This window comes from Anaerorhabdus sp. (genome assembly GCF_036637135.1).
Classification (GTDB): Bacteria; Bacillota_I; Bacilli_A; order Erysipelotrichales; family Erysipelotrichaceae; genus Anaerorhabdus.
The window spans coordinates 19,232-39,655 of sequence record NZ_JAVWNC010000018.1 but is presented as its reverse complement, the minus strand read 5'-3'; the positions used below and the strand labels follow the sequence as shown (position 1 = coordinate 39,655).

22 protein-coding genes are annotated in these 20,424 nt (G+C 37.4%); all 22 read left to right on the top strand.

Annotated features, from left to right (window positions below; translation table 11 throughout):
* Positions 1–280 precede the first annotated feature (280 nt).
* The 22 genes from RR643_RS05060 (at position 281) to RR643_RS04960 (ending at position 20,421) form a co-directional block, all read left to right on the top strand.
* Positions 281–652: a hypothetical protein gene (locus tag RR643_RS05060; RefSeq protein WP_332482531.1), complete on the top strand. Its 372-nt coding sequence runs from the start codon at positions 281–283 to the stop codon at positions 650–652.
* Positions 653–832: 180 nt separating this feature from the next.
* Complete coding sequence (locus RR643_RS05055) at positions 833–1,132, top strand: phage holin, LLH family (protein ID WP_332482530.1); 300 nt, start codon at positions 833–835, stop codon at positions 1,130–1,132.
* Between the two features lie 12 nt (positions 1,133–1,144).
* Positions 1,145–1,483, top strand: coding sequence for a hypothetical protein (locus RR643_RS05050; protein ID WP_332482529.1), 339 nt, complete (start codon positions 1,145–1,147; stop codon positions 1,481–1,483).
* Positions 1,484–1,652: 169 nt separating this feature from the next.
* On the top strand, positions 1,653–1,868 hold the full coding sequence (locus tag RR643_RS05045; protein WP_332482528.1) for a hypothetical protein: 216 nt from the start codon (positions 1,653–1,655) through the stop codon (positions 1,866–1,868).
* 12 nt (positions 1,869–1,880) lie between these two features.
* On the top strand, positions 1,881–2,123 hold the full coding sequence (locus RR643_RS05040) for a DUF6275 family protein (RefSeq protein WP_332482527.1): 243 nt from the start codon (positions 1,881–1,883) through the stop codon (positions 2,121–2,123).
* Between the two features lie 2 nt (positions 2,124–2,125).
* Positions 2,126–2,503: a phage head-tail connector protein gene (locus RR643_RS05035; protein ID WP_332482526.1), complete on the top strand. Its 378-nt coding sequence runs from the start codon at positions 2,126–2,128 to the stop codon at positions 2,501–2,503.
* Positions 2,500–2,886, top strand: a complete 387-nt coding sequence (locus RR643_RS05030) for a DUF7211 domain-containing protein (protein WP_332482525.1) — start codon at positions 2,500–2,502, stop codon at positions 2,884–2,886. The genes RR643_RS05035 and RR643_RS05030 overlap by 4 nt, the downstream gene beginning before the upstream one ends.
* A gap of 15 nt (positions 2,887–2,901) precedes the next feature.
* Positions 2,902–3,120, top strand: a complete 219-nt coding sequence (locus RR643_RS05025) for a hypothetical protein (protein ID WP_332482524.1) — start codon at positions 2,902–2,904, stop codon at positions 3,118–3,120.
* A 16-nt stretch (positions 3,121–3,136) separates the two neighbouring features.
* Positions 3,137–4,861 carry a terminase TerL endonuclease subunit gene (locus tag RR643_RS05020; protein ID WP_332482523.1) on the top strand — a complete coding sequence of 575 codons (1,725 nt, stop codon included), beginning with the start codon at positions 3,137–3,139 and terminating at the stop codon, positions 4,859–4,861.
* Positions 4,861–6,126, top strand: coding sequence for a phage portal protein (locus RR643_RS05015; protein ID WP_332482522.1), 1,266 nt, complete (start codon positions 4,861–4,863; stop codon positions 6,124–6,126). Before RR643_RS05020 ends, RR643_RS05015 begins: the two co-directional genes overlap by 1 nt.
* Before the next feature lie 29 nt (positions 6,127–6,155).
* Positions 6,156–7,931, top strand: a complete 1,776-nt coding sequence (locus tag RR643_RS05010; RefSeq protein WP_332482521.1) for a phage major capsid family protein — start codon at positions 6,156–6,158, stop codon at positions 7,929–7,931.
* Between the two features lie 94 nt (positions 7,932–8,025).
* Positions 8,026–8,916 (top strand): hypothetical protein, encoded by an 891-nt coding sequence (locus tag RR643_RS05005; protein ID WP_332482520.1) that lies wholly within the window; start codon positions 8,026–8,028, stop codon positions 8,914–8,916.
* Positions 8,909–9,238, top strand: coding sequence for a DUF7253 family protein (locus RR643_RS11700; RefSeq protein ID WP_442881414.1), 330 nt, complete (start codon positions 8,909–8,911; stop codon positions 9,236–9,238). The genes RR643_RS05005 and RR643_RS11700 overlap by 8 nt, the downstream gene beginning before the upstream one ends.
* On the top strand, positions 9,216–9,524 hold the full coding sequence (locus RR643_RS05000) for a hypothetical protein (protein WP_332482519.1): 309 nt from the start codon (positions 9,216–9,218) through the stop codon (positions 9,522–9,524). The genes RR643_RS11700 and RR643_RS05000 overlap by 23 nt, the downstream gene beginning before the upstream one ends.
* Before the next feature lie 13 nt (positions 9,525–9,537).
* Complete coding sequence (locus tag RR643_RS04995; RefSeq protein ID WP_332482518.1) at positions 9,538–10,233, top strand: hypothetical protein; 696 nt, start codon at positions 9,538–9,540, stop codon at positions 10,231–10,233.
* A 24-nt stretch (positions 10,234–10,257) separates the two neighbouring features.
* Entirely contained in the window at positions 10,258–10,761 is a 504-nt protein-coding gene (locus RR643_RS04990; RefSeq protein ID WP_332482517.1) for a hypothetical protein, read from the top strand.
* A gap of 1 nt (position 10,762) precedes the next feature.
* On the top strand, positions 10,763–11,806 hold the full coding sequence (locus RR643_RS04985; RefSeq protein WP_332482516.1) for a GH25 family lysozyme: 1,044 nt from the start codon (positions 10,763–10,765) through the stop codon (positions 11,804–11,806).
* A gap of 70 nt (positions 11,807–11,876) precedes the next feature.
* Entirely contained in the window at positions 11,877–12,404 is a 528-nt protein-coding gene (locus RR643_RS04980) for a hypothetical protein (protein WP_332482515.1), read from the top strand.
* Positions 12,367–12,792 (top strand): HK97 gp10 family phage protein, encoded by a 426-nt coding sequence (locus tag RR643_RS04975; RefSeq protein WP_332482514.1) that lies wholly within the window; start codon positions 12,367–12,369, stop codon positions 12,790–12,792. The genes RR643_RS04980 and RR643_RS04975 overlap by 38 nt, the downstream gene beginning before the upstream one ends.
* Positions 12,789–17,180 carry a tape measure protein gene (locus RR643_RS04970; RefSeq protein WP_332482513.1) on the top strand — a complete coding sequence of 1,464 codons (4,392 nt, stop codon included), beginning with the start codon at positions 12,789–12,791 and terminating at the stop codon, positions 17,178–17,180. Before RR643_RS04975 ends, RR643_RS04970 begins: the two co-directional genes overlap by 4 nt.
* Positions 17,177–19,375 carry a phage distal tail protein domain-containing protein gene (locus RR643_RS04965; RefSeq protein WP_332482512.1) on the top strand — a complete coding sequence of 733 codons (2,199 nt, stop codon included), beginning with the start codon at positions 17,177–17,179 and terminating at the stop codon, positions 19,373–19,375. The genes RR643_RS04970 and RR643_RS04965 overlap by 4 nt, the downstream gene beginning before the upstream one ends.
* On the top strand, positions 19,375–20,421 hold the full coding sequence (locus RR643_RS04960) for a hypothetical protein (RefSeq protein ID WP_332482511.1): 1,047 nt from the start codon (positions 19,375–19,377) through the stop codon (positions 20,419–20,421). The genes RR643_RS04965 and RR643_RS04960 overlap by 1 nt, the downstream gene beginning before the upstream one ends.
* The last annotated feature ends 3 nt before the right edge of the window (positions 20,422–20,424 follow it).

Below are 20,424 nucleotides of genomic sequence, written 5' to 3'. Positions count from 1 at the left end.
GGGACGAAGGGGGAGGGGGGTTAAAAGCCCTGATCCCATGCTCCTTCAACGCATCCCTCCCTAAAAAAGCCCCAGTGAGCATTTTTTCCACACGATTTGACCTTTACTGACCTTTCCCCGTGTAGTCAGGCTTCTATGGTTGTACAAACTCTTGCTAATTAGTTGTTTGTCCTCCTCTAAAGTCTACTATACTCTTGCTGAAGTATATTTAATCTCTCTACTAGTACAACCATAGTGGTCTGCTTATGCGGGGAACAAAGAATAAAGAAGGTGGTTTAATGTGAATCAGGAAGTTCATCTAACAAATGAGGCTTTTGTAAATTTACACGACGAAGTACGAGCTAACACAAACGAATTACAAGATCATGAAGAAAAGTTTAGAGAGCAGGATTTGAAGTTTCGAGAACTTGAGAGGAAGATGGTTATGCATGATTCAAAAATTACAGATTTACAGAAGTTTCATGAAATCAATGAAGCCACTCTGAGGTATGTGATAAAAGAAGAACTGCAACCACTGGTAACCCAAGTAAACGCTTTGGAAAATGATAAATTCAAGATGGCTTTTAATGTTCTTAAATGGGTACTAATTGTAATTGGTGGTGTGGTTGTAACTTTTATAGTTTCATCTGCAATTAGCGCTATAGTTAACTAGGGAGGAGAATGAGAAATGAGTAAAGTATTATATAATTGGTTTGACGCAGCAACATGTGTATTATACGGTCACAAATATCGTAACGGTAAATGTGCAACCTGTGGAAAGAAACAACCGTAATGAATAGCCGACACATCCTAACTATTATCATGTATTTCATTAATAGAAAGGAGGTAAACCATGTTACAAAACATTGCAGATACAATTGCGATTGTGATTCTTCTAGCTCCAGTTGTTATAAAGCTCGTAAACCTAATTGCAACAAAAACACATAGTCAAAGATTACAGAACTTAGCTAAGCGTGCTGATCTAATAGTAGCTGGACTTGAACAATCAGGTCTAAGTAATGAAGAGAAGAAACTAGAAGCCTTAAACAAGCTTTCCAAGTATTCTAAAGAAGTTGGTATTCCAGTTACGCCTGATCAATTGGATGACTATATTGAATCAGCAGTTAAGTTCTTAAAGATGTTGGCGTCTTAAGGAGGAAACTGTATGGCCAAGAAACCTGAAACTATCTTTGTCCCCGACGAAGAGATTGTTAAAGTAAGAAAGAACAAACCCGCAATGGATCCAGAGATGCGTGAGAAGCAATTAATAAACAAAGCCGTTAACTTAGTTGAAAAACAACTTGATGATGGAACCGCTTCTTCAGCTGTACTGGTCCATTATTTAAAGTTAGCAACCAAGCGTGAGAATCTTGAAAGAGAAATCTTAGAAAAACAAGCGAAGTTGATTGCTGCTAAAACAGATACAATTGATAACGCTAAAGACAGTAAAGAACTTATGTCTAAAGCTATTGATGCTATGAAACAATATTCGCCAGGAGGTTAGCATGAGAACATATACCGGAATGATGAAGTTGGACACATTTGCTGAGAGATTAACATATTTGAAACTATGGGACACCCCGCACGAATCCCCTAGACATTTATCAATGGCTTTCTACAAACATCCCCGATGGCTATCAGTACGAGATAGTATTATCAAGCGAGATCTGGCTATGGACCTAGGTATGTATGGGTTAGATATTTACGGACCAATCTTTGTACATCACATCGATCCCTTAACTGAGATTGACATTGCTACATGGTCTTCCAAATGTTTTGATCCAGATAATCTTATTTGCACCTCTTTAGATACTCATAATACAATTCATTATAAACCTAAAGAAGACGAATGGGTAGAACGAACCTCAGGTGACACTAAACTATGGTAGGAGGTTAAATAAATGGATACAGATGCATTTAACAATAGAGCAAAACTAGCTGTTTCTAAATTAACAGGTGTTCCTGTTTATGGTATTTATGTTGTATGGACTTGCAAGATATTAGAAAACAACAAATCATTACTTGCTACAACAGAGTCTGATGGACTTTACTTTGAAGTTACTCATAATGGTCATACCGGAGAAATGTACGTTGACAAGTATAAGAAACAATTACAAGATGTAATACAGATTGGAGAAAGATAATTATGGCTAATCCATTACAGCTTCCTTCGATCTTAGAATCAATCCGTGGAGCTTGTGGACTAGATACGTCTGATGAATCTTTTGATATGGAATTAATTATGCATATTAATAGCGCATTAGCAACATTGAACCAGAATGGTGTTGGACTATCAATCTCCGTATCAGACACAACTCAACTATGGGAATCATTCAAAGATCCAACACAAACAAATGGTAATGAGTTATTTGAAATGGTTAAACATTATGTATTTGTAAAGACCAAATTGTTATTCGATCCACCGCCTCCTTCTAATGTACAATACATTTCAGAAGCGGCTAATGAAGACCTTTGGAGATTACGAGAAACATTTAATCTTGATAAGAAAGTGGTGATACCATGAATCTTGACGAAGCTATTCAGCACGCAGGAGTAAAAGGTATGAAATGGGGTAAACGAAAAGGCCCTATCAAAGGAAAACAAACATTATCTAGTCGGGCTAAAAAGAATGTAAATAGTATAAAACGAGAACGGCAATGGACTGACCAATACAAGCGTAGGGCTTCAATGTCCGATGCTCAATTAAGAACAAAGCTTAATCGTCTAAGACTAGAAAATGAGTTTGCAAGACAAGCAGGAGAGGCTAAGCTATCTCAAAGAAAAAGAGCTAAGATGTTTATTGACGCTTCAAGTTCAATTAAAAATTCATCATCAGGAAAAGCGCTATCCGCAGCATTGGCTAAGAAAGTTGCTAAGAAAGCAGCCGTTGCAGCAGTAGTAGCATAGAGGAGGAAACAAAAAATGGCAGGAACAAGAAGTTTAGCTAAAGAAGAATTAGTAGAACCAGGTAAAGAACTGATTGTGTTTTCAAACAACGGTCAAACATATGTATTCCAAAATGTAACTGGTTTTAAACCAACTACAACCGGATTTAGTTTCAGTTATACAGGAGTAGCTACTGGTATTACACGTAAAGCTACATTTAATAATACTAGCACTTCTGGATATGCGCTAGTCTAATTTAGGAGGTGTTAAAATGGTTCTATCCAATACTGCGTTACCTATTGAATATGGTAAATTTAGAAATTCAGTTTTACGAGGAGAAATACCTGTCAATAAGGAAGTATCTATGGAGATGAATCGTATTGATGCCTTGGTTGCTAATCCAGATTTCTATTACGACGAAGAAGCTATTGAAGGTTTTATAGATTTCGCTGAATGTGAGATGACACTTACTGATGGTGGAGATTTGAAGTTATTACCAAGTTTTAAACTATGGGCTGAGTCTCTACTATCGTGGTTTTACTTTGCTGAAGAGAAGGTATGGAATCCTGATACACATCGATACGAAATACTTGTAATAAAAAGAAGGTTAATCAACAAACAGTTCTTAATAGTAGGGCGTGGTGCCGCTAAGTCTGTTTACGCAGCTCTTATACAAGCATATTTCCTAACTATAGACACATCAACAACATTTCAAATAGTCACTGCTCCAACAATGAAACTTGCAGAGGAAACCATGAGTCCAATACGTACAGCTATTGCTCGTTCTCGTGGTCCGTTGTTTCAATTCCTTACTGATGGTTCAGTGGCTTCCAATACGTACACTAAAGCTAACTTGGCTTCTACTAAGAAGGGTGTTCAAAACTTTTTAACGAACTCATTAGTGGAAGTACGACCAATGACAATCGATAAATTACAAGGTATGCGTTCAAAAATTAATACAGTTGATGAATGGTTATCAGGTAAGGTTAAAGAAGATGTTATTGGAGCAATTGAGCAAGGGGCTTCTAAGGTTGACGATTATCTGATACTAGCAACTAGCTCAGAAGGGACAGCTCGTAATGGTCCTGGTGATACAATTAAATTAGAGTTATATGACATACTACGTGGAGACTATGATAATCCTCACGTGTCCATTTGGTACTACAGACTTGATGATATTTCTGAAGTAGCAGATCCCGACATGTGGTTAAAGGCTAATCCTAATCTTGGAGCGTCAGTAACATATGAATCCTATCAACGTGATGTAGATAAAGCCGAATCACAACCAGCTAACAGGAATGATATTCTTGCTAAAAGGTTCGGGATACCGGTTGAAGGTTACACATACTTCTTTGCTCACGAACACACTCTTGTACATGGTCCTCAGAACTTTGATGGAATGCCTTGTACGCTTGGAATGGATTTATCGCAAGGTGATGACTTCTGTGCGTTCACTTATTTGTTCCCACTTAACAATGGAGCATTTGGTGTCAAGACTCACTCATTCGTTTCAGAGCTTAAGTACAAACGATTACCAAAAGCAATGCAAGTCAAGTATGACGAGTTTGTTAATGAAGGTAGTTTAACTATTATGCCTGGAGGAATCCTAGACATGATGGAAGTGTACGATCACATAGATGAATTGAATGCCGTGCACCAGTATACCATTGTAGCAGTAGGGTATGATAAATACAATGCCCAAGACTTTATTGCTAAATGGTGTACACACTATGGTGAATATGGTGTTGAAGCAGTTCGTCAAGGAGCTCTTACCGAATCAGTACCGCTAGGTGAATTGCATATCTTAGCTACCGAAAGATTATTGTTGTTTGATGAAGAACTTATGAAATTTGGTATGGGTAATGCAATCACTATAGAAGATAACAATGGAAATAGAAAACTATCCAAGAAAAGACAGTCTGAGAAGATTGATAATGTATCTGCATTAATGGATGCTTGGGTAGCATTTAAAAGGAATCAGGAGGCATTCATGTAATGACATTAAGAGAAAGACTATCACATGCATGGAATGCGTTAACGAGTTCTGAAAACAGAGACTGGTCAGTCAATTCCGGTCCTGGGTCTAGTGGACCAAATTATCATGGGAATAGCCGAAGATATACACCATCATCATATTCTGCAGCTATATTCAATCGTATTGCTTTGGATGTGTCACAAGTGTCTATCCAGCATGTTGTTGTAGATGATAAAGAGGACCAAAAGCCGGTTACCGATGGTCTTAACTACTGTTTAAATGTAGAAGCTAACTTAGACCAATCACATATAGCCTTTATACAGGACCTTGTATACTCTATGTTCGATGAAGGGTGCGTTGCGGTTGTCCCTGTGGATACTTCAATTAAACCAATCGAAAGTGGAGCCTATGATATTCTATCAATGCGTGTAGGAAGAATCACTCAGTGGTTCCCAAAGCATGTATCAGTTAGATTGTATAATGAGGCAACCGGAATTGAAGAAGAAATAACAATAAGTAAATCTCTTGTCGCTATTATCGAGAATCCTTTGTATGCAGTAGTCAATGGTCAGAACTCTACGTTCAAACGACTGATGTCTAAGCTTGCTATGATAGATGATCTTGATGCACTCTTAGCCTCAGGACAATTAGACTTGTTGATTCAATTACCTTATGCTGTTAAATCTGAACTACAGAAGACGCAAGCTAAAGAACGTATGGAAAACCTAGAGGAACAGTTGAAGAATGGTAAACGTGGACTAGCGTACATTGATGGAACCGAAAAGGTTACTCAGTTAAACAGACCAGTTACTGCAACTGTTCTAGATGAGATTAAACTATTAACGGATCAGTTTTACAATCAAATGGGACTAACTGCTAACGTCTTTAATGGTACGGCTAGTGAAGCTGAGATGCGTAATTACTATTCTCGGTCAATCGATCCAATGATTGGAGTTATCATTGCAGAGTTCACTCGTAAGTTCTTTACTAAGACAGCTATTACTAAGGGTCATAAGTTAGTACCTTACAGAGATCCATTCAAACTTGTTCCTATTGAACAGATTGGTACTATCGCTGACACATTCAGACGTAATGCCATTCTAACTAGTAATGAGATACGTAAGATTGTTGGTGTACGTCCAAGCAATGAAGCTTCTGCAGATGTATTATACAATCCTAACCTTACTAAGGACGATCAGATTACTGCACCATCGGTTAATCTTAACAAAGATGCTGGGTCGCTCACGCCCCCTGACGAAGAAGATGAATCCAGTCAAAATGAGTGAAAATACTAAAGTAAGGAGGGTAAGGTTTTATGGCAAAACGTAAGTATGACTTTGCAGGATGGGTTACTAAGAATGACATTCGTTGCTCAGATGGCGTTACAATTAAACACGACGCTTTCAAAGACAACCATGAAGGTAAAGTCCCTTTAATTTGGAATCACGATTCACAGAATGCTTCCAACGTCTTAGGACACGTCATCATGCACAACGAAGACCAAGGTGTTTATGGTTATGGATACTTCAACGATACAGAAGAAGGACAACATGCCAAAGCTATGGTCAACAATGGTGATATCTCTGCTATGTCTATCGCCGCTAACAAGTTAGTCAAGAAGGGTCAAGATGTGATTCACGGAATGATCTACGAAGTTAGTTTAGTGCTGGCTGGAGCTAATCCTGGAGCCTTGATTGAAACAGTATTGAATCACTCAGGTGAAGAGGAGAACGGTAAAGCTATTATTCATACGGGAATGTTAATTCACCCTGGTGATGATGTGCTTTCCAAAGATGAAGGAGGAACAGAAGTGAGCGACAATTTAGAACATGCTGGTGAAACCATCGGGGAAGTTCTTGATACCTTGACACCAACTCAAAGAGGAGCAGTTGAAACATTACTTGCTAACTTGATGCCTGAGGAAGAGGACGAGATCAAACAATCTGATAACTTAGATCCAGATGAAGAAGATGAAGAATTGGATTCAGAAGATAAAGACAAGAATACAACGACAACTACTACAACTGTAGTAAAACAAAAAGATGATGGAGGAGAAACAATGAAACAAAATATTTTTAACGCTAAAGGTGAAGATACTTCAGAAGAATTAAAACATGCTGCAGAGGTTGGTTCAGTAATTTTAGCTGACACATTAGCAGGCAACGGTTCTTTGAAAGAGAATGCTCTTAAACATAGTATTACTAACATTGAAATCTTATTCCCAGATGCTAAAGTTGTTGGTAATGCTCCAATTCTATATCATGACCAAAATACAGCTTCTGACAAGATTATGGCTGGTGTTCGTAAATCTCCATTTTCACGTGTTAAAACAATCATTGCTGATTTAACTAAAGATGAAGCTCGTGCGTTAGGTTATATCAAAGGGAATGAGAAAGCTGAACAAGTATTTGAATTACTTTCTCGTGAAACTACAGCTCAAACAGTTTACAAAAAACAAAAGCTTGATCGTGATGACGTAATTGATATTACTGATTATAATGTTATCGGATTTATCAATATGGAAATGCGTATGCAATTAAACAAGGAATTGGCTCGTGCTATTTTAGTTGGTGATGGTCGTTTAACATCTGATCCTAACAAAATTAAAGCTGATAAAATTCGTCCTATTATTACAGATGATGACTTATATACAATTAAGAAATCAGTAGCAACAGTTGTGGATATGATTGAAGGTATTATCAAAGCTATGGCTGATTACCAAGGATCTGGAGTTCCAGATATGTTTATCAACCACAATTTATTAGCTGATCTTAAATTGCTTAAAGATTCAACTGGACGTTTCCTATTTGGTAACATTCCAACTACAGCTGCTGTTGCTGCTATGCTCGGTGTTGGTGAAATCATTCCAACAACTTATATGGGTGCTGGACATTTCTTAATTGTTAATTTAAACGATTACACTCTTGGTGCTACTAAAGGTGGAGAAGTTACAACGTTTGAAGATTTCGATATTGACTTTAACCAACATAAATACTTGATTGAAACTCGTGTATCAGGTGCGTTAACTACACCTAAAGCTGCTATCTACGGTACTGTAACTTCGGCTACAACTACTACAACGTCAAAGTAACAACGACGACCAGTACGTCAACATCTACAACGACTACTACAACGTCAAACCCATAGTAGTTAATCAGCAAATATATCTGTAGGAGGATAACAACATGAAATTTATACTATGTCAACCAGCTATTAAAAGATTTAAATGGGAACTCGAGGTATGTCTTACTAGATTGGTCAAACTTGGATACAGTGAGTTTGTCTTGCTGTTCACAACTGGTGATTCTGACATGCCTGATTACTTTAGAGATAAGTACGGAGCAGAGGTTCACGTGTATCCTGATGATCGTGGTATGTATCAGTATCAACCTAGTGTTAGACCATATCTTTGGTGGAAATATCTTGAAGAAAACCCAATGGCTGAAGAAGAGACATATGTATACTTGGACTCGGATACAATTCTAAGAGATCGATTTGATTTCTCAGACTTATCGTTGAGTCCTTCATGTTGGTATGGATCCGATTGTGGCCACTACCTTAATCTAAACTATATCAAGTCATGTACTAATGGTGAAGAGGTTGCAAGACAGATGTGTCAAATAGTTGGAATTGATTATAGCTTACTAGACCGATACAACAATAGAACTGGCGGTGCTCAATGGGTTATATGTCAACCGACTGCTGAATACTGGAAGAAAGTATTTATTGATACACACAAGATTTATGCCTATTTCAATACGGTCGACAGTACCATTCAAAAGTGGACTGCCGAGATGTGGGCACAATTCTATAACATGATTTACTTCGGTGTCGTTCCACGTGTCCATTCGGAACTTGACTTTGCGTGGGCCACGGACCCTATCCAACGCTGGGATCAAGTTAAGATTTACCACAACGCTGGTGTCACAGTTGATATGGTCGATATGTTTTACAAGGGTCAGTACGACAATGGTTACGAACCCTTTGACAAATCATTCGATCACATCAATCCAGCCAAGTGTACAAGCAAGTATGTCGAAGCGGTGAAGGAGGTCAAAATGAATACAAATGGCTAAGTACTCAGGATGGGTTGGTTACATTACCCAGATAGAATCATCACCAGGCGTATGGACTGACTCCGCTATAGCTAGAAAGATGAGAGGCGATGCTATCTCTCAGGCTAAGACTGCTCTCGTCGGAGATTCCGTACACGATGATGTAACTATTAACAATCGCATAAGTATAGTCGCTGATCCATATGCATATGATAACTTTATGAACATTAAGTATGTCGAGTATATGAAGATTAATTGGAAAGTAACCTCAATTGACATTCAACGACCACGTATTATATTAACCTTAGGAGGTGTTTGGAATGGTCCTGTCGCAACGTCTTAAATTACAGGCTCAGCTAGAGGTAATTACTCCTCATGTGTATTTCCAACCGCCTGCTAATGTTAGAATGAATTATCCTTGTATTGTTTATTACAGAGCAGGGATCGATACAGAAAGTGCCAATGATAAAAACTATTATAAAAAGAATCAGTATCAGGCAACTGTAATCGACGCAGATCCTGATAGTTTGATTCCAGATAAAATAGTTGATACTTTGGCTTCAGTAAGTATGATCTCTTCTTTCGTATCAGACAATCTAAATCATACAGTTTTATCAATATATTACTAGGAGGAAACAAATAATGGCAGTAACAAAAAGATTAATTTGGGACAAGGTTGGAGAAAGAGAATACGAAACAGGTACTAGTAAAGGGGTATTATTTACACAAGATACCGCTGGTGCATATTCTGAAGGTATTGCTTGGAACGGTTTAGTATCTGTTACACAATCACCAGACGGAGCAGAAGCTAATGATCAGTTCGCTGATAACATTGTGTATGTTTCATTAACATCTGCAGAAAACTTTAAAGGTAATATTAGTGCATTCACATATCCTGATGAATTTGGCGCTTGTGATGGATCAGCTGATGTAGTACCTGGTGTTACAATCGGTCAACAAACTCGTCAACCTTTCGCTATGTCGTACCAAACAATTGTAGGTAATGACACATTAGGAAATGACTTTGGTAAAAAGATTCATGTTATTTATGGAGCTAAAGTTGCACCTTCTGAACGTGGATATGAAACAGTTAATGCTGACCCTTCATTGATCACATTCTCATGGGATTTCACTACTACACCAGTTGTATTAGAGAACTTCAAACCAACTGCATATATTGCAATTGATTCTACAAAAGTAAACCCAGCAATCTTTAAAGCTGTTGAAGATGCTATCTACGGTACTGAAACTGTAGCTTCTAAATTACCACCATTAGAAGACTTGATTAAATTAATCAAAACTACTTCAACAACAACTACTACTACTAAAGCAGTGTAATACAATTAGAGGAGGACAAACATTATGTTAAAAAGATCTATAACTTATACAAACTTCAACGGGGTTCAAGAAACTAAGGACTTCTATTTTAACTTTACAACACCAGAATTAACTCGTATCTTAGCTAAATTAGGTGGCACTATTGAAGAACATGTTGCTAAGTTACAAGCCAATCAGGATCATGTTGGTATGATTGAGTTTATCGAATTATTAGTATTAGGATCTCAAGGTGAAAAATCTGCTGATGGGTCTTTATTTGTTAAGGACGAAGAGACTCGTAAGAAATTTGAATACTCTATGGCTTATGCTGAGTTATTTGAAGAGTTATTAACTGTTGAAGGTTCTGCTGCTGCATTCGGTCAAGGATTAGCTGCAGGTGCTGTTCAAACAGAAGCTCCAAAATCACCAACTCAACTACAAAAAGAAAAGGTTGCTCGTATTATGGAAAGCCACCCTGAACATCCTGGCAATGTAGTAACACCTAGATATGATCCTAACACTGGTGAATTATTAGAAGGAGGTAATTAATATGGTATTAAAGGGAATTGATATTGCGTCTTATCAATCAGTTGAACAAGCTGGTATGAGTGGAATTGATTTCTGTATTGTGAAAGCCACTGAGGGCGTAAGTTATGTTAACCCAAAATGTGATCCACAATATCAAACAGCTAAAAAAGCTGGACATTTATTAGGAGTATATCATTATGCTTCTGGTGGAGATCCGGTTGCCGAAGCTGATTTCTTCCTTAAGAATATTCAAGGTTATATCGGAGAAGCAGTACTAGCCCTTGATTGGGAATCTGGTGATAATGCTTCTTGGGGTAATACTGAATGGTGTCTTAAGTTCGTTAATCATGTTCACGCTAAAACAGGTGTATGGTGTGTAATCTACGTACAAGCAAGTGCAATTAAACAAGTAGCCAACCTATCAACAATCTGTCCTTTATGGGTTGCTGGTTACCCTACTAATGCACCTAGCTGGGACGTACCTGAATTTATGTACTCAACAGCTCCTTGGCCTGTATACACAATCTGGCAGTTTACTTCAGGTGGAGGATTAGATAAGAACATTGCTAACTTAGATAGAGCTGGATGGGCTCGTTTAACAGGTAAGTCCGGTGGAACAACTCCAACCACAACTAAAACACCAGTATCACCTGCTCAAAAGAACTTAGAAACTTTAGCTAGTGAAGTACAACAAGGTAAGTATGGTAATGGTGACGCTCGTAAGAATGCATTGGGTCAATTGTATCCAGGTGTTCAAGCGATTATTAATCACCGTGCAGATCAAGCTAATTCACCCGCTACTATTAATACACTGGCTGACCAAACATTGGCTGGTATCTATGGTAATGGTGAAGATCGTAAAGCTATGTTAGGCAACTATTACAAACCTGTACAAGAAGCTATTAATGCTAAAGTTGCACCACAACAAAGAACGTATACTGTAAAATCAGGTGATACACTTAGTGGTATTGCTGCTAAACTTGGAACAGATACAAATACACTAGCTAATAAGAATGGAATTGCTAATCCAAATCTAATCTTTGCTGGCCAAGTATTGAAATACTAATAAAACAGAGGGTGGAGGTACAAGTTTATCTCCTCCTATTTGTTTTTACCTGATTGGAGGTTAGAATCAGATGTTAGAAGTAGTTACAAGCGGTTTAGAAGTCTTTGACAACTATACTCAACGCTTTTCATGGATGCCTGAGAAAACTTTTAGGTTTGAATACTCACTTAAAGCAATTTCTGACTGGGAAGCTAAATGGTGTATACCTTTTCTTGGTGGACCTAAGACAGTTGAGCAATCAAAAGACATGTATAAGTTTATGTGTGTAGGAGAAGTCATCACTGATGATTACTTGGTTAAAGATGTTGAGCTTTTGATCATTGAATACATGGAAGCCAACGCTACTGCTACAAGGGTTCAAAATGACAACAAACCATCTAGGACCATATTGACAAGTGAGGTTATCTACGCTTATATGGCTAATGCTCAAGTTCCTTTCACGTGTGAAACCTGGAACATAAAAAGGTTACTGATTCTATTGAATGTAATATCAGAGCAGAATAACCCTGATAAGAAGAAGATGTCCAATAATGAAATACTGAAACAGAATCGTGATTTAAATGCTGAACGTAAGAAAAAATACAATACAAAGGGGTGATACTATGCGTTTAGATATCACATCCGAAGGAGACTTCAAAGACACTATTAAATTTTTGAATAAAGCAGCTAAGGCAAGACCTGATATGACTTTAAGAAAGATCGGAGAGTCTGGTGTTATTGCTTTACGAGCTGGTACTCCTATTGGTGCGACAGGTCAAACAGCGAGAGGTTGGAAGTATAAGATAACCTCAAACAAACGGGGTGCAGAACTTGCATTCTATAACACTGCTCACCCTCAGGCTTCGGCCAATGTAGCTAAGCTTATACAATTTGGCCACGGTACTAAAACGGGTGGATACGTACCTCCTAGGGATTACATCAATCCAGCATTAAGAAACATATTTAACCGTGCTGCTGATGATATCGCAAAAGAGGTGTTTAGATGAGTAGACCGGTAGATGAACGAATTGTTAGGATGACACTTGACAATAATGACTTTCAATCTAAGGTTACTAAGACAATTGGCATATTTGGTAAGTTAATTAATAGTATGAAGAAGACGAATGATGTTGATTTAGGTAAGACAACCAAAGACATCAGTGGTATAAATAATGCAGTAGACAAAACCAATATGAACAAGCTTGTAGAGGGCGTTACTAATGTCAGCTCTAAGTTTAGTGCATTGGGTGCTGTAGCATTTAGTGTCTTGCAGAATATTACTAATCGAGCCGTAGATGCTGGTATCAACTTAGTTAAATCAATGAGTCTCAAACCGGTTACAGATGGTTTTAATGAATATGAGTTGAAAATGAAATCCATCCAAACAATCATGTCAAATACTCAAGGTAAGAGTTCGTTACAGGATGTAAGTGCTTCTTTAGGTGAATTAAATACTTATGCCGATAAAACGATCTATAACTTTGGTGAGATGACAAGAAATATTGGTACCTTTACTGCTGCAGGTGTAAGTTTAGAAGATTCAACAACTGCTATTAAAGGTATTGCCAACTTAGCTGCTGCTTCAGGATCTAATAGTGAACAAGCCTCTACTGCAATGTATCAATTATCACAAGCATTATCTACAGGCTCTGTTAAACTACAGGATTGGAACTCAGTTGTGAATGCTGGTATGGGTGGTAAGTTATTCCAAGAAGCATTAATTAAAACCGCTGATAATATGGGTATAGCCAATAGTGCAAGTACAAACTTCAGGGATTCATTACAAGAAGGTTGGTTATCTTCAGAAGTATTATTAAAAACTTTAAATGAGTTCTCTACTAACGATTCAATGTTAGAGGCTGCAACTAAAGTAAGAACCTTTACTCAATTGATGGATACAGCTGGAGAAGCAATAGGTTCAGGTTGGGCAACTACATGGGAATTGATATTTGGTGATTTCGAACAAGCAGGGGCTATGTGGACTGCAGCAAATGATGCTATATCTGTTCCTATTCAACAAGGTGCAGATGCTCGTAACAAAATGATAGGTGATCTAGTAAATCTAGGAGCAAGAGCTTCACTTGTAAACACTGTTTCTAATGCATTCAAGGGATTAACTAAGATTATAAATATTGTAAGTAGTGCGTTCAAAGAAGTATTTCCACCTGCCTCTGCAGAGACATTAATGAAGTTGATTAAGAATATTGAGATTTTCTCAGCTAAACTTATATTAACTGATGAAACTGCTGGTAAGGTTAAAGAAGTATTCAAAGGATTATTTAGTATATTTAGTATTGGATGGACAACCTTGAAATTAGTTGGAGAGGCATTTAAGTCATTAATACCTGCTGGGTTAGGTGGGAGTTTCCTTGATTTACTAGTTAGGGTTTCCCAATTAATACAAGGCTTTGATAAATCTATTAAATCTACTGATAAGACTAAGAATGTATTTGTTGACTTTGGTAAGACTGTAGATAAAGTATTTGATAACATTCTCAAGTTTACTTCAAGCGTTGGTTCAGTTATGAATGTGGTTGGACAAGGTATCAAGAAGATATGGACTGCTATTTCACCATTCTTCAGTAAGATTGCTAAAGGTATCGGTGAATTACTAGGTAGCTTCAATACCCAGGATCTACTCAACGGTGGTTTAATGTTAGCATTGGCCTTAGCTGCTAAGAAGGTAAAAGGTATTGCTGGTTCTCTTGAAGGATTCATTGACAAGATCATTGATTCTGTTGGTGGATTTGAAGAGGCATTTGGTGTATTTGGCAAACTGGGAGATTCATTAAGTGCTTTGACCTTATCCGTTAAAGTAGGGACTCTAGTTAAGATTGCTACAGCTGTTGGTATCCTGGCACTGTCAATCAAGCTATTATCAAACATACCTGCAAAACAATTGAGTAAATCTCTACTAGCGATCACTGCTGTATTGGTATTACTATCTAAATCATTAATCAGTATTGGTAAATCTGGTGTTGGACTTAAAACTGCTATATCAGCTAGTATTATGTTACCTGCATTGGCTACAGCAGTATTATTAATGGCCGGAGCTATGAAAGTTATAGCAAGTATAGAACCTGACGAGCTTGGACGAGGTATTATGGGTCTAGCTTCAATCGTTGGGATACTTGTTGCGGCTTTGGTTGTGATGGGTAAGAATACCGGCAAAATGGCTGCAAGTTCCCTACAACTGCTATCCTTGGCTACTACGGTAGTTATATTAGCACAAGCGATTAAGACTTTATCAGCTATCAAATCTTCCTCACTAGCAAAAGCTGTAGGTTCCTTAGGGATCATATTACTTGAGTTAGCTGTATTCTTGAAGGTTGCTAATGGTTCTAAGTTAAATGTCGCTACAGGATTAGCTTTGTTAGCAATTGCAGGGGCTATTCAAATCATGGTTAACGCCATTGAGAAGATAGCTGCAATTAATTCTAAACAACTAATCAAAGGTATGGGTACTATTGGAATTATACTTGCTGAGATTGCTATATTTGTTAAAGTTACAAATGGAGCTAAAACAGTAGGTGCCGCTGTATCTATGGCTATTATTGCAGGAGCTATTCAAATGCTTGTTGGACCTATAACAGCTTTGGGTAACTTAAGTGTGAAACAAATTGTAAAAGGTTTAGGAGCAATGGGTATAGCTTTAGCAGAAATTGGTATCGCTATGAAATTAGCTTCTGGTGGAGTACTTGGGGCTGCTTCGATAGTCCTAGTAGCTGGTGCTATTAATATGCTAGTTCCTCCTTTACAAGCATTAGGAAATATGAGCGTTAAACAATTAGCTAAAGGTCTTGGTACATTAGCAGGAGCTTTGACACTAATTGCGATCGCAGCGAACCTTATTGGTTTACCAGGTGCAGCAGCATTGGCGGCTTTAGCTTTAGCAGTTGCGTCGTTGGGTGTGGCAGCATTAGGTATTGGTATTGGTATATCTGCATTTTCAACAGCATTGACAGTGTTAGCAAATATGACTGCTTCGAACGTAGAAACAATCATGAAGGCTCTTGGAGGCATACTCGACGGTTTGATTAAGTTGGTTCCTAAAACGATCTTGCTTATTACAACCGTGATAGTCGAAATGGCCAAGGCTATTATTGTTCTGGCTCCGACCTTAGCAATAGCAGCATTTGAATTGATAACTCAGTTGTTGGATGTGTTTATTAAGTATATTCCTGAACTTTCTCAAAAAGGTACTGATATGATTATAGCTTTAATAGTAGCTTTCACTACGGATATTCCTCGTTTGGTTGAAGCTGGTGTTAATGCAATGGTCGAATTGATTACTAAAATGGCACAAGGTATTCGTGATCATCAACAAGAAATTGTAGACGCAGTTTTAGATATAACTGAAGCTATATTGGAGATTATCATTACTGCATTGGTTGGTGTTATCGATGTCTTATTTGGCTGGATACCTGGTGTATCTGAGAAGACTAAAGAGATCGGTGATGGAGCTAAAAATGCCTTAAGAGATGCCTTTAATATTGAGCAAGTTGCTGATGAGAAAACAGGGCAATTTGTATCAACCATCGATGGTAAGAAAGCTTTATCTGGTACAGCTGGTGCCAACCTAGGTATTGCTGCTAAGAATGGCGCTGCAGGTGTTGACTTGAAACCTACTGGTGGAGCTTTAGGAGATGCACTTAATGGTGGAATCAATGGGGTTGTAAGGAACGCTAACGCTGCAGGTAATAACTTAGGACAATCCGCTAAACAAGGTGCTGGCGCAGTAGAAGTTAAATCTACAGGTAATGCTTTCGGTAGTAACTTTACTGGTGGTATTGAAGATAAGAAGGGTAGTGCTAAAACATCTGGTGAAGGACTTGCTAACTTTGGTAAGACTGGATTGGAAAGTGTTAGTGCTGATAGTTCTGGTAAAAACTTCGGTGAAGGATTTGCTGGTGGTATTGATTCCAAGCAGGATCGTGTTAATAAGGCAAGTACTAGCTTAGGTAGTTTAGCTAAGAGTGCTTTGGAAGGCTTCTTGAAGATATTCTCTCCTTCTCGTGTAATGCGTGAAGATGGTGGACATTTCGGTGAGGGGTTTGCATTAGGTATTGAGGATAAAGAGTCTCGAGTTGAAGGAAAAGCTACTCAGTTAGCCAAAGGTGCAGTTAAGGCTGTACAAGGTTTCTCTGGAGCATTTTCTGATGCAATGGATGATAACTTCAACCTGAGTCCTGTAATTACACCTGTTTTAGATATGAGTAATATTTCAAACATTAGAACACCTAATCAATTGAATTTCGGTAGTTTAGGAAGTGATGGAGTGCAAGGTATTGGAAGCACTAATTATTATGAGTTCAATATTTCGTCTCCTGGTCAAGATCCTAAAGCAATTGCTGCTGAAGTTGAGAAAATAATAGTAAGGAGAATACAATCATGACAAGGGGATTCCAGATATTCAATAGTGCAGGTGATTCAATTGACCTACTGAATAATCTTGACTTCTTCTCAATCAATCCAGAAGGGCTTGGGGTTAGTTTCAATAATGATTATCACGAGACTAATTCCAATTACCTATTGGATTCATCTAAAATGAATATGGGCCAGTTTAACATTGATATTCTATTCGGTGCGATAACTGGTGATCCATATATCAAATATGATGAGCTGATTAGACTATTAAACAAGCCTCCATATGTTTTAGTCTATGAAACAGATGCTGGGATATGGAGTAGAGGTTGTAAGTTAAATGAATTAACTAAAACAGAAATAAAAGAATTAAACATATTAGTTGAAACGATTACTTTAGATTTAATGACACCTTGGTATGTTGATATAGAAGAGTCATATGTTCCTACACCGCAACAAGATGGTGATGGTAAGATTTATCGTGAAGCTAATGATGAACAGAATGAAGTTATATATAACACGACACCTACAACCGGTTATGAAGCTGGCGATCGGTGGAACTGGGATAAATCACAGACTTGGTTAGGTTGTAACTTGATATCTAGGAAATTAGGTTTAGATACACCTTTAGAATTACAAGGACTCTCACAAGTAGATAATAATCAGAAAACAGAATATTTTGCGGATGGATTAATAAAGATAACAAAACCTGCAACAGATGGGTTATATTACTTTGCTGGTAAGTTTGGAGCTAGCAACATTCTAACTGAGGATTATTTAGACCAAATTCGTGGACAAACTGTATTTGCAACAGTTAAGAATCCAAGATCAAATGTATATGGTGGAACTAAGAAACCCTCATTATATATTTATTATTGGTGGAACTCAACTGGTGTCCCTACTGTTGTATTCAAGGAATTTAATAGTACTGACACATCAGTTTCTCTTTCTTTAGATGTACCTCAAACTTGTACTAATATACTAGTAGCTATAAGATATCAAGGTACTCCAGATTTAGGAGATTGGTTAGCATTTAATGAACTTGGGTTACAAATTAACAACCCAATATACGAACAAAATCCTTCAAATATATTCGGTAATCATAGGGGATCATTTACTGCAATTAAATCAAATGGTGATTTTGCACTATCTGATTGGGTTAAGTCCCCAGCTATATTTACTCAACCACCGACATATGGGTATGATCTAGGTGATATTTGGAGATGGGATGAGACTCAAGTTTGGGATGGAATGAATATGGTTTGTATTGCGAACGAAACTCCACATTATATTAATGATGACGGGTCTATAATTACAGATAATGGATATAGAACAACACCATTTCTAAATTTAGGTTCTAAGTTATATACTATGGGTAATCGGACAACACCTAATGCAGGGTATACAGTTAGGATATGTTATTACGATAGCGATTTTAATTTTATTGTGCGAGCTATGTCACCACATCCAGCAACTACAGCCGCTTTAGACAACGCTCCTAGGTTACAAGCAATACCTGCTAATTCTGCATATGTTAGATTCTGTATTGAATTAGAACCTTCTTTATATTTTGGTGCGTCTACAACTGGAGTATGGTCTAATAATCCTAAAGATTATTTAAAGGGTCGTCAGTATGGAACATTCACACCTGTAGCTAAAAATACTAAATTAGATTTTAATGACCTCGTAGAATATGCAGGAGGTGGATCTTCTGAGGTAACACCTATTCCATTATTTGCCTATAACTATCAACATTATTACAATTATGCTTATGGTAGTAGTGCTCCGTTCTTTGATAGAATTAAAATACACCCTGCTTACACTTATGACTATATTTATGAAGGTCGGGCTAATGGAGACGATGGAGTATTTATGGTTGATAACGATTCTATGTATATTGGTAGTGCTGATGGTTCACCTTTAGAGATTACTATTCATGGTCCAGCTGTAAATCCATATTGGTATGTTGTAGTTGGTAGTGAAATTGTACAATCTGATGGTTATAACCTAATGATAGCTGCTGGTAGTAAATTAGTTGTTTCTAGTGTACCTGGTGAACAAAGAGCTGTAATCGTATCTGGCGGAGGTATTGAATCTAATGTATATCAATCACAACGATTGGATCTTACTAACTTTGTAACATTACCTGCTGGGATAAGTCAAGTAGTATTTTACAACTGTAAAGATATTGACTATAAGTATCGTAAAGAGAGTGTGGTTGTATAATGAATTTATGGGTTATTGGTCGAGATGGTGTCATTAGTGAAGCCACTGAGGTATATAACTATGAGATATCATATGACTATATTACAACTGAGAAGACAAGTTTCAACTTAGTTAATGACATTGAATTTAAAAATGGAGACTTTGTTATGGCTAAGTATCAGCACGGTAAAGGTATTGCATATTTCGGAGTAATTGACAGTTATGAGGAGAGTGAAGAAGATAACACACGTATAATGGTCTGTAATGATATTATAACGCTAATCAACTTTGACTTTCCTGCAACTAAAATGTCAGGTCCTTCGTTTGAAGCACATGCTAAAACATTGATCACAAAGTATCTTATAAGCGATCCTAATAAGGTTATGAGTGTATTAGATATTGAGGTACTATCAAACACTCCACATGTATATCAACCAGCTGATCCACCAACGCCAACTAATCTTATGAAATATCTTATAAATGGCTTTAAGAAATATAATGTCGTTTGGGAATTTGATAGATTTGAAAATGGTCGTGTTAAAACAAGTATTAAAGCAGTAACATCAACTGTACAACTTAAGAACAACATTAAAGGTTTTAAGAACTGGGATGTATCTACTACTGAGGTAGGCAAAGGAACCAGTAATTATCTTATGATTGTTGATAAGACCACAACAAACTCTGAGACGCCTAAAGTGTTGTCTAACTGGTATTTACTAAGTGATAATACTATATCTCAGAACGCTTCTAGCCCATTAGTAATTAAACCTACTAAAACTCAGATTTCTATATATGACACTACAGAAGAGGATAAACCATCTTATGAAGACGTTGCAAATGCAGCTCTCAAAGGAAGTTTCTATGCTCATGAAATAACTGTACAAGCATATAAGGAAAATCTAGTTATGGATCCGTCATCACTGGCTACAGGTACACTTGTAAATATTATGTATAACGGTACGCAATATAAATCGGTTTTAACAGGATTCACTATAAACGAAAACAGTGATTATATGGCTTTAAGATTTGGGCATATTCGTAGTCGTTTAAGTGAGATATTAGAATAGGAG

Coding starts and splice junctions, on each gene's coding strand:
- RR643_RS05055 (WP_332482530.1), top strand. CDS start 833: ATGTTACAAAACATTGCAGATACAATTGCGATTGTGATTCTTCTAGCT.
- RR643_RS05050 (WP_332482529.1), top strand. CDS start 1,145: ATGGCCAAGAAACCTGAAACTATCTTTGTCCCCGACGAAGAGATTGTT.
- RR643_RS05045 (WP_332482528.1), top strand. CDS start 1,653: ATGGACCTAGGTATGTATGGGTTAGATATTTACGGACCAATCTTTGTA.
- RR643_RS05040 (WP_332482527.1), top strand. CDS start 1,881: ATGGATACAGATGCATTTAACAATAGAGCAAAACTAGCTGTTTCTAAA.
- RR643_RS05035 (WP_332482526.1), top strand. CDS start 2,126: ATGGCTAATCCATTACAGCTTCCTTCGATCTTAGAATCAATCCGTGGA.
- RR643_RS05030 (WP_332482525.1), top strand. CDS start 2,500: ATGAATCTTGACGAAGCTATTCAGCACGCAGGAGTAAAAGGTATGAAA.
- RR643_RS05025 (WP_332482524.1), top strand. CDS start 2,902: ATGGCAGGAACAAGAAGTTTAGCTAAAGAAGAATTAGTAGAACCAGGT.
- RR643_RS05020 (WP_332482523.1), top strand. CDS start 3,137: ATGGTTCTATCCAATACTGCGTTACCTATTGAATATGGTAAATTTAGA.
- RR643_RS05015 (WP_332482522.1), top strand. CDS start 4,861: ATGACATTAAGAGAAAGACTATCACATGCATGGAATGCGTTAACGAGT.
- RR643_RS05010 (WP_332482521.1), top strand. CDS start 6,156: ATGGCAAAACGTAAGTATGACTTTGCAGGATGGGTTACTAAGAATGAC.
- RR643_RS05005 (WP_332482520.1), top strand. CDS start 8,026: ATGAAATTTATACTATGTCAACCAGCTATTAAAAGATTTAAATGGGAA.
- RR643_RS11700 (WP_442881414.1), top strand. CDS start 8,909: ATGGCTAAGTACTCAGGATGGGTTGGTTACATTACCCAGATAGAATCA.
- RR643_RS05000 (WP_332482519.1), top strand. CDS start 9,216: ATGGTCCTGTCGCAACGTCTTAAATTACAGGCTCAGCTAGAGGTAATT.
- RR643_RS04995 (WP_332482518.1), top strand. CDS start 9,538: ATGGCAGTAACAAAAAGATTAATTTGGGACAAGGTTGGAGAAAGAGAA.
- RR643_RS04990 (WP_332482517.1), top strand. CDS start 10,258: ATGTTAAAAAGATCTATAACTTATACAAACTTCAACGGGGTTCAAGAA.
- RR643_RS04985 (WP_332482516.1), top strand. CDS start 10,763: ATGGTATTAAAGGGAATTGATATTGCGTCTTATCAATCAGTTGAACAA.
- RR643_RS04980 (WP_332482515.1), top strand. CDS start 11,877: ATGTTAGAAGTAGTTACAAGCGGTTTAGAAGTCTTTGACAACTATACT.
- RR643_RS04975 (WP_332482514.1), top strand. CDS start 12,367: ATGCTGAACGTAAGAAAAAATACAATACAAAGGGGTGATACTATGCGT.
- RR643_RS04970 (WP_332482513.1), top strand. CDS start 12,789: ATGAGTAGACCGGTAGATGAACGAATTGTTAGGATGACACTTGACAAT.
- RR643_RS04965 (WP_332482512.1), top strand. CDS start 17,177: ATGACAAGGGGATTCCAGATATTCAATAGTGCAGGTGATTCAATTGAC.
- RR643_RS04960 (WP_332482511.1), top strand. CDS start 19,375: ATGAATTTATGGGTTATTGGTCGAGATGGTGTCATTAGTGAAGCCACT.